This is a genomic window from Brevundimonas sp. (assembly GCF_036405315.1).
Lineage (GTDB): Bacteria > Pseudomonadota > Alphaproteobacteria > Caulobacterales > Caulobacteraceae > Brevundimonas.
Map to the genome: position 1 here is coordinate 1 of NZ_DASWXW010000218.1, position 7,590 is coordinate 7,590.

Sequence of the window (7,590 nt, forward strand, 5' to 3'; positions counted from 1 at the left end):
CAGAAGTACGTCGGCCACGATAACAACCGCGACTACTACCTGTCGGCCATGGCCGAGACGACCAACGTCAACCGCCAGTTCTTCCGCGAGTGGTTCCCGCAGATCATCTACAACCACCACCAGACGGCGCCCGCCGGGACGGTGGTCTTCATGCCGCCCTTCCGCGACCCGTTTAACTACAACTACGACCCGCTGGTCATGGGCACGCTGTCGGAAGTCGGCGCGGCCATGCACAGCCGCCTGATCGAAGAGGGCAAGCCCGGCTCGACCATGCGCAGCGGCGCCAGCTACTCGACCTGGAACAACGGGATGGAACGCTCCATCACCTACTTCCACAACGCGGTCGGCCTGCTGACCGAGATCACCGGCCACCCGACGCCGAGCCAGATCAGCCTGATCCCGCAGAACCAGCTGGCCCGCAACGACCTGCCCATGCCGGTCGCGCCCCAGACCTGGCATTTCGCCCAGTCGATCGAGTACTCGCAGTCGATCAACCGCGCCGTGCTGAACTACGCCTCGCGCAACAAGGACCGGCTGCTGTTCAACATCTGGCGCATGGGCCAGAACGCCATCGACAAGGGCAATACCGACACCTGGCGCATCACGCCGACCGGCGTCGAGGCGCTGGTCGAGGCCGCCGGTCCCTCGGCGGGCCGTCGCGGCGTCGATCCGGCGCTGTATGACAAGGTGCTGCGCGATCCGGCCCGCCGCGATCCGCGCGGCTATGTCATTCCGGCGGATCAGGCCGACCTGCCGACCGCCGTCGCCTTCCTCAACAGCCTGATCAAGACCGGCGTGGACGTGGACCGCGCCACGCGCGCCTTCACCATCGGCGGCAAGACCTATCCGGCCGGTTCCTATGTGGTGAAGACGGCCCAGGCCTATCGCCCGCACGTGCTGGACATGTTCGAGCCGCAGGACCACCCGCACGACCTGCAGTATCCGGGCGGCCCGCCCGCCCTGCCCTATGACGCCACCGGCTATACGCTGGCGCTGCAGATGGGGGTCAAGTTCGACCGCATCCTCGACGGCTTCGAGGCCCCGACCGAGCGCATCGCCGACGTCATGGCCCCGCCGCCCGGCAAGATCGAAGGCTCGGGCCGCGCCGGCTGGCTGATCGACCACGCCCCGGTCAACGGCTACATCCTGACCAACCGCCTGCTGGCGGCGGGCGTGGCTGTCTATTGGCAGGAAGGCGAGACCAGCGTGGGCCGTCAGACCCTGGCCCCCGGCGCCCTGTGGATTCCGGCCAGCGATGCGGCGCGTCCCATCGTCGAGGCGGCCGTGCGCGACCTGGGCCTGAACGCCCACGCCGCCGCCCGCGCCCCCGGCGGCGACAGGATCGCCCTGAAGCCGGTGCGCGTCGGCCTGGTCGACCGCTACGGCGGCTCGATGGCCTCAGGCTGGACCCGCTGGATGCTGGAGCAGTTCGAGTATCCGTTCGAGGTGGTCTACCCGCAGCGTCTGGACGCCGGCGACCTGGCCAGGGACTTCGACGTCCTGGTCTTCGCCTCGGACATGATCCCGACGGACCTGTCGGCGGCGGCGCAGCGCGACCAGCCCGAGCCGGAATCCATCCCGGCCGAGTACCGCGGCTGGCTGGGCAACATCACCGCCGACAAGACCGTGCCGCAAATCGACGCCTTCGTGCGCGGCGGCGGCAGCGTCGTCACCATCGGCTCGGCCCACCGCCTAGCCACGGCCATGGGCGCCCAGGTCGAGGACGTGCTGCGCACTGAAGACGGCAAGCCCCTGGCCTCGACAGACTTCTTCATCCCCGGCGCCATCCTGAAGACCGAGGTCGACAACCGTCAGCCCCTGGCCTTCGGCGCCCCGGCCCAGATGGATGTCTTCTTCAACCGCAACGCCGGCTTCCGCCACGCGGGCGAAGGCGCGCCCATCGCCCGCTATCCGGAACAGGTCGCGGTCTCCAGCGGCTGGGCCATCGGCCCGCAGAAGCTGTCGGGCGCCGACGCGGTTCTGGACCTGCCGCACGGCGACGGCCGGGTGATCGTGCTCGGCCCCGACGTGGTCAACCGCGCCCAGGCCCGCTCGTCGGTCCGCCTGCTGTTCAACGCCCTCCTCTACGGACCGGCGACGACCGCGAAGGCCGACCGATAAGCTCCGACGAGGCGGCGGGCCATGCGCGCGCCGCCTCGGCCTGCTCGGACGAAAAGTTCGGGAAAAGCTGACCTGAAAATCAGCGACGTGTTGGAGCGGCCGGCGGGAATCGAACCCGCGACATTCAGCTTGGGAAGCTGACGTTCTACCTCTGAACTACGACCGCGCTGGCGGCGGACCATAGAGGGCGGGGCTGAAAAGAAAAGGCCCGGCGCGGGGCCGGGCCTGTGGAAATCGGCTGGCGGTCAGCGTCAGTCGGCGACCTGTTCGACATGGACGCCGCGCTGTTCGAGCTGCGCCTGCAGACTGTCGGGACCCGCCAGATGGCCGGCGCCGACCGAGATGAAGGCCGTGCCTGATCCCGCCAGCAGGGTCTGGATCTGATCGGCCCAGGCCTGGTTCCGGCGGGTCAGCATGACGGCGTACATCTCGGCCGATTCATTGCGCATCTCCTGACCGATCAGCACGTCCAGTTCATCGACGTCGCCGGTGGACCAGGCCGTCACCATCCGCCCGAGGAAGGCGTCGGCCTGATCGAATTCCTTGAGCCCCGAGCGCAGCATGGCCAGTTGGGCGGCCTCGGACATGTCGGCGACGAAGCCGATCTGCTGGGGGGCGGTCTCGAAGCCCTTGATCGGCTTGCCCGCGGCGGCGGCGCGAGCGTGCAGGACCTGGTCGCCGCCGTTGGCCGCCACGTAGCCGGCCTTCTGGATCGAGGCGAGGGCCAACTGCAGGCTGGCCAGCCAGGGCCGCAGCGGGTCCAACTGGGCCGCCGTGGCGCCGACGGTGCGCGCCGCGGCGTCGAGGTCGGCCATTTCCTCGGCCGTCAGCAGGCTGGACAGGGGGCGGTCGGGCGAAATCCCCTTGGCCTGGATCAGCGGCATGACGCCCGTCTGATCGTTCAGATCGGCGATCTCGAACCAGTATTCGTCGGCGCTGGCGAACGCCTTGTCCATCCGCGCCGTGCCCCAGGGGGTGTCGGGCTTCAGCACGTGGACCGTGCCGAACAGATAGAGGGTCGAATCCGCGTCGCGCACCACCCACAGGCGAGGGCCTGAGCCGGGCGACGCCGGCGTGACGGCGGCGGGCGACGCCGGGGCCTGCGCCATCGCCGACGGCGCCAGGAGAAGGGTGGAAACCGCCGCGCCGACCGTCAGGGCTGATCGGATACAGGAAGTCAGTCGGGCGAAGCGCATGGCGGGCGTCCTTTGAAGGCGGAAGGCGGAGGCTATTCCTCGTCCGAGAAGATGGACTCGATCGGCAGCTGGAACAGGCGCGCGATCTTGAAGGCCAGCGGCAGGGACGGGTCATAGCGCCCCGTCTCCAGCGCATTGACGGTCTGGCGCGAGACGCCGAGCTCGGTGGCCAGGTGGGCCTGGCTCCAGTCGCGCTCGGCGCGCAGGACCTTGAGACGGTTGTTCATCCCGGCCTCCTCAGCGCCGCCCCAGCCACCACCAGGCCCAGGCGACGCCGTAGCCGATCAGCATCAGCGTCAGCATGGCGAAGGCGCCCGTGGCGGCGTAGGCGGCGGGATCGGTCCGATCCGAGTACCAGGCGGGAATATTGAGCGCCGCCGCTTGCGGAAGCGACGCCATGATCACCAGCACGCCGCCCACGGCCATGCCGCCGGACCCGCCCCAGAACCAGGACCACTTGTGCGCTTCCTGCGCCGCCTCGTCGATCGAGGACATCCACTTCAGCCCGACCCACAGGGAGATCAGCATGGTGACTGCGGCGAAGACGCCGACGGCCCACAGGGCGGCCGAACTGGTGTTGACGTCCTGCCCCTTGGCATCAAGGAACCCAAGGACGCCGCCGGTCGCAAAGGCCGCCAGAATGATCAGACCGACGCCGATGACGGATTGAAGGATGAGTTTACGCTTGCCGGTCACGACGACCTCCCCAGCTTGACAAGGACGTTTTACACCGCCGTCGAGCGCCGTCAAGCAAGCTCATCCGCCCCCCCCAACCTCCGCCGGGGCGTTCAGCAGTTCCGGTCGGCTCAGGGTGCGCGGCGACTGTTCGACGGCGGGCAGTTCGGGCAGGTCCTTGCCCTCGTGGTCGACTTGCAGGTCCTCGAAGCGGCGGGCCGAGACCATGACCTGGCTCTCCAGCGAGCCGACGAACTGGTTGTACTTGCCCACCGCCGTCTCCAGCGCCCGGCCGACCGAGGCGGCGTGGCCGCCCATGACCGACAGGCGCTTGTAGAGCTCCTTGCCCAGTTTCGCGACGTCCTCGGCGTTGCGCGCCTGCTCCTCGGCGCGCCAGCCGTAGGCGACCGCCTTGCATAGGGCGAACAGGGTGGTCGGGGTGACGATGACGACGCGCGAGGCCATGGCCTGGGTCATCAGGTCCGGCTCGTGGTCAAGCGCGGCGGCCAGGAAGGCGTCGCCCGGCACGAACATGGCGACGAAGTCGGGGCTGGGCTTGAACTGGTCCTGATAAGCCTTGGACGACAGCTGGCGCACGTGAGTCTTCATGCTGGCGGCGGTGCGGGCCGACATGGCCTTGCCTTGCGCCTCCTCGTCGCCGTCCGCCTCGTCGGCGAAAGCCAGCGACACCTTGGCGTCGATGACGAACATGCCGCCGCCGGGCAGTTTGACGATGAAGTCCGGGCGCTGCTGACGGCCTTCGTCATTGGCCGAGGAGTTCTGCTCCTCGAAGTCGAAACGGCCCGCCATGCCGGCGGCCTCCAGCACATTGCGGCAGGTCTGCTCGCCCCAGCGGCCGCGACGCCCGGTATTGCCCTTCAGGGCCTCGGTCAGGCGCCGCGCCTCGTCGCGGGTGGCGGTCGAGGCGGTCATCAGGGCGGCCAGCTGCTCCTTCAGCCCGCCGGCATCCTCGGCGCGGGTCTTCTCCAGCGCGGCGACGTGTTCCTGGAACTTGGCCAGGGTTTCGGACACCGGCTTGAGCTGGGCCTCCATCCGCTCGCGGGCGACGCGGTCCTGGGCCTGGAAGGTCTCGGTGGCGCGGGCCACCAGCTTGGTTGCGACGGCCTCGGCCGACTGCGATGCCTGGGCCTTGAGAAACTCGGCCATGGAGTCGCGGCTCTCCTCCATCAGCTCCAGCCGGGCGTCGGCGGCGTCCAGCGCCCCCTTGGCCTTCTGCCAGCCCATGAAGGCCCAGACAAAGCCGCCCCCGGCGGCGAGCGCGACGACCAGCAGGATGAGTTCGAGCGTGTTCATGCTCCGTTCCTAGCCGGAGTCGCAGACGGTTGAAAGCGGAGCCGCGCCAGCTGCGGACGCAGGGGGTCAGGCGGGGCGCCTGGCCCGCAGCGCCTGGATGATGGTGCCGTCGTCGAGCCAGTCCAGCTCGCCGCCGACGGGGACGCCGCGCGCCAGCGAGGTGACTTCGACGCCCGCCGCCGACAGGCGTTCGGCCAGATAGTGGGCCGTGGTCTGGCCGTCGACGGTGGCGGGCAGGGCCAGAACGACCTCCCTCGCCTCGCCGCCTTTTGCGCGGCCGATCAGTTCGGTGATGCGCAGTTGCTCGGGACCGACGCCGTCGAGGGCCGACAGCAGGCCGCCCAGCACATGATACTTGCCGCGAAAGGCGCCCGAACGCTCCATGGCCCACAGGGCGCCGGCCTCCTCGACCACGCAGATCAGGGCGTTGTCGCGGCTTTGGTCCGCGCAGACCGAGCAGGGGTCGCGCGTGTCGGGCGAACCGCAAACCGAGCAGTTGACGACCTTCTCGGCCGTCTCGGCCAGGGACGCCGCCAGCGGGACCAGCAGTTGCTCGCGCCGCTTCAGCAGGGCCAGGGCCGCGCGCCGGGCCGAGCGCGGCCCCATCCCCGGCAGCTTGGCCAGCAGGCTGATGAGCCGTTCGATTTCCGGCCCGGCGGAGGCGGCCATCAGAAGAGTTTCGGCATTCCCGGGATGTTCATCCCGGCCATGGGGCCGGCGGCCTCGCGCATCAGGGCGCCGTTGACCTCGTCCAGCTTGCGCTTGGCGTCGGCATGGGCGGCGACGATCAGGTCGGCCAGGATCTCGCCCTCGCCCGGGACCATCAGGCTGTCGTCGATCTTCACCGCGGTGATCTCGCCGGGCCCCTTCAGGGCGATGGAGACAAGGCCGCCGCCCGAGGTGCCCTCGGCGGTGGTTTCGGCCATTTTCGCCTGGGCGTCCTGCAGCTTCTGCTGCATCGCCTGGGCCTGTTGCATCAGGGCGTTGAGGTCTTTCATGCCCCCTAGATAGGGCGATCCGCGGCCCGGCTCCAGACCCCCTGGTCGAACATTGATCCGCATCAGCAACAGATTTTGTAGCGAATCCTCTTGACGCCGACGCCCGCCAGGCCATATTCGCCACAACTGAAGTTGCTAATCCTGTTCAGGAGCTTTTCTCATGGCCTTCGACGCCCTTTCCGCCCGCGACGTTCCGGTTTCCGATTCGGTTCTGGCCCAGTTGTTCACCGAGGCGCGCACGCGCAACGGCTGGAGCGACCGGCCGGTGTCCGAGGACCTGATCCGCCAGCTCTACGACCTGACCAAGTTCGGCCCGACGGCCGTCAACATGACCCCGGCCCGCTTCGTCTTCGTCACCTCGCCCGAGGCCAAGGCGCGCCTGTCGGTCCACATGGCCGAGGGCAACCGCGCCAAGACCCTGGCCGCCCCGGTCAACCTGATCATCGCCCAGGACATCGACTTCCACGACACCCTGCCCAAGCTGTTCCCGCATGCGCCCGGCGCCCGCGACTGGTTCCTGGACGAGGCCGGTCGTCGTGAAGCCGCCTTCCGCAACGCCTCGCTGCAGGGCGGCTATCTGACCATCGCCGCGCGCGCCCTAGGTCTGGACGTGGGCCCGATGTCGGGCTTCGACGCCGCCGGCGTGAAGGCCGAGTTCTTCCCCGACAGCAATGTCGAGCCGAACTTCATCATGAACCTGGGCTACGGCACGGACGAGAACCTGTTCCCGCGCTCGCCCCGCCTCGCCTTCGAGGAAGCCGCGCAGATTCTGTAAGCGCGTTTGCGGCGGGGACAGTCAGTCGTCCTCGCCCGTCTCGTCGTCTTCCGGGATGGCGGGCATTTCCACCGCCGGGGCCAGGGTCTTGATGTCCTTGATCTCGGCGCCGGGGAAGGCCTGCATGATGGACACGACAAAGGGGTCCGCCTCGACCGCCGCACGGCGGGCGGAGCGGGCCTTTTTCTCGATCTCGATCAGGGTCTCGCCGCCGCCCTGACCATTGGCGGCGATCAGCCAGGTGCGGCCGGTCCATTCCTTGAGCCGCGAGGCCAGGCGCCGCGCCAGATCGACCGGCGAGCCTTGGGCCGGTTCATAGACGATGGCGCCGGGCTTGAACGACACCGGCCGGACATAGCGTTCGACGTCCATCTGCAGCGTGATTTCACGCTTCTCGCCGATCAGGGCGACCACCGCCTCGAAGGTCTGGGGATCGGGAAAGGCGGGCTGGGCCACGGGCCGCGCCGCCAGCATGGCCGAGGCGCCGCCGCCTCCGCCGCCGCCGCGCGGC

At 69.1% G+C, this 7,590-nt stretch carries 8 protein-coding genes, 1 tRNA gene and 1 pseudogene; 2 read left to right on the forward strand and 8 right to left on the reverse strand.

Annotation, left to right across the window (positions count from 1 at the left end; translation table 11 throughout):
* On the forward strand, nucleotides 1-2,121 hold a 2,121-nt coding region (locus VGE49_RS13285; protein ID WP_331035015.1), incomplete at its 5' end, for a M14 family metallopeptidase.
* Nucleotides 2,122-2,212: 91 nt separating this feature from the next.
* On the opposite strand, the gene VGE49_RS13290 is transcribed toward VGE49_RS13285, so the two are convergent.
* The 7 genes from VGE49_RS13290 to VGE49_RS13320 form a co-directional block, all read right to left on the reverse strand.
* A tRNA-Gly gene (locus VGE49_RS13290) sits at nucleotides 2,213-2,287 on the reverse strand.
* Between the two features lie 85 nt (nucleotides 2,288-2,372).
* Nucleotides 2,373-3,317 carry a TraB/GumN family protein gene (locus VGE49_RS13295; protein WP_331035016.1) on the reverse strand — a complete coding sequence of 315 codons (945 nt, stop codon included), beginning with the start codon at nucleotides 3,315-3,317 and terminating at the stop codon, nucleotides 2,373-2,375.
* A gap of 32 nt (nucleotides 3,318-3,349) precedes the next feature.
* Nucleotides 3,350-3,544, reverse strand: coding sequence for a helix-turn-helix transcriptional regulator (locus tag VGE49_RS13300; protein ID WP_105562535.1), 195 nt, complete (start codon nucleotides 3,542-3,544; stop codon nucleotides 3,350-3,352).
* Between the two features lie 10 nt (nucleotides 3,545-3,554).
* A complete protein-coding gene (locus VGE49_RS13305; RefSeq protein ID WP_331035017.1) occupies nucleotides 3,555-4,013 on the reverse strand; it encodes a hypothetical protein in 459 nt (152 codons plus the stop codon).
* Between the two features lie 60 nt (nucleotides 4,014-4,073).
* Complete coding sequence (locus VGE49_RS13310; RefSeq protein ID WP_331035018.1) at nucleotides 4,074-5,306, reverse strand: DNA recombination protein RmuC; 1,233 nt, start codon at nucleotides 5,304-5,306, stop codon at nucleotides 4,074-4,076.
* Between the two features lie 66 nt (nucleotides 5,307-5,372).
* A complete protein-coding gene (gene recR / locus VGE49_RS13315; RefSeq protein WP_331035019.1) occupies nucleotides 5,373-5,975 on the reverse strand; it encodes a recombination mediator RecR in 603 nt (200 codons plus the stop codon).
* Entirely contained in the window at nucleotides 5,975-6,304 is a 330-nt protein-coding gene (locus VGE49_RS13320; protein WP_331035020.1) for a YbaB/EbfC family nucleoid-associated protein, read from the reverse strand. Before VGE49_RS13320 ends, recR begins: the two co-directional genes overlap by 1 nt.
* 160 nt (nucleotides 6,305-6,464) lie before the next feature.
* Between VGE49_RS13320 and VGE49_RS13325 the strand changes: the two genes are divergently transcribed.
* Nucleotides 6,465-7,079: a malonic semialdehyde reductase gene (locus VGE49_RS13325; protein WP_331035021.1), complete on the forward strand. Its 615-nt coding sequence runs from the start codon at nucleotides 6,465-6,467 to the stop codon at nucleotides 7,077-7,079.
* A 21-nt stretch (nucleotides 7,080-7,100) separates the two neighbouring features.
* Here the strand turns inward: VGE49_RS13325 and VGE49_RS13330 are convergent.
* Nucleotides 7,101-7,590 (reverse strand): annotated as a pseudogene (locus tag VGE49_RS13330) (DNA polymerase III subunit gamma/tau); the annotation flags it as partial.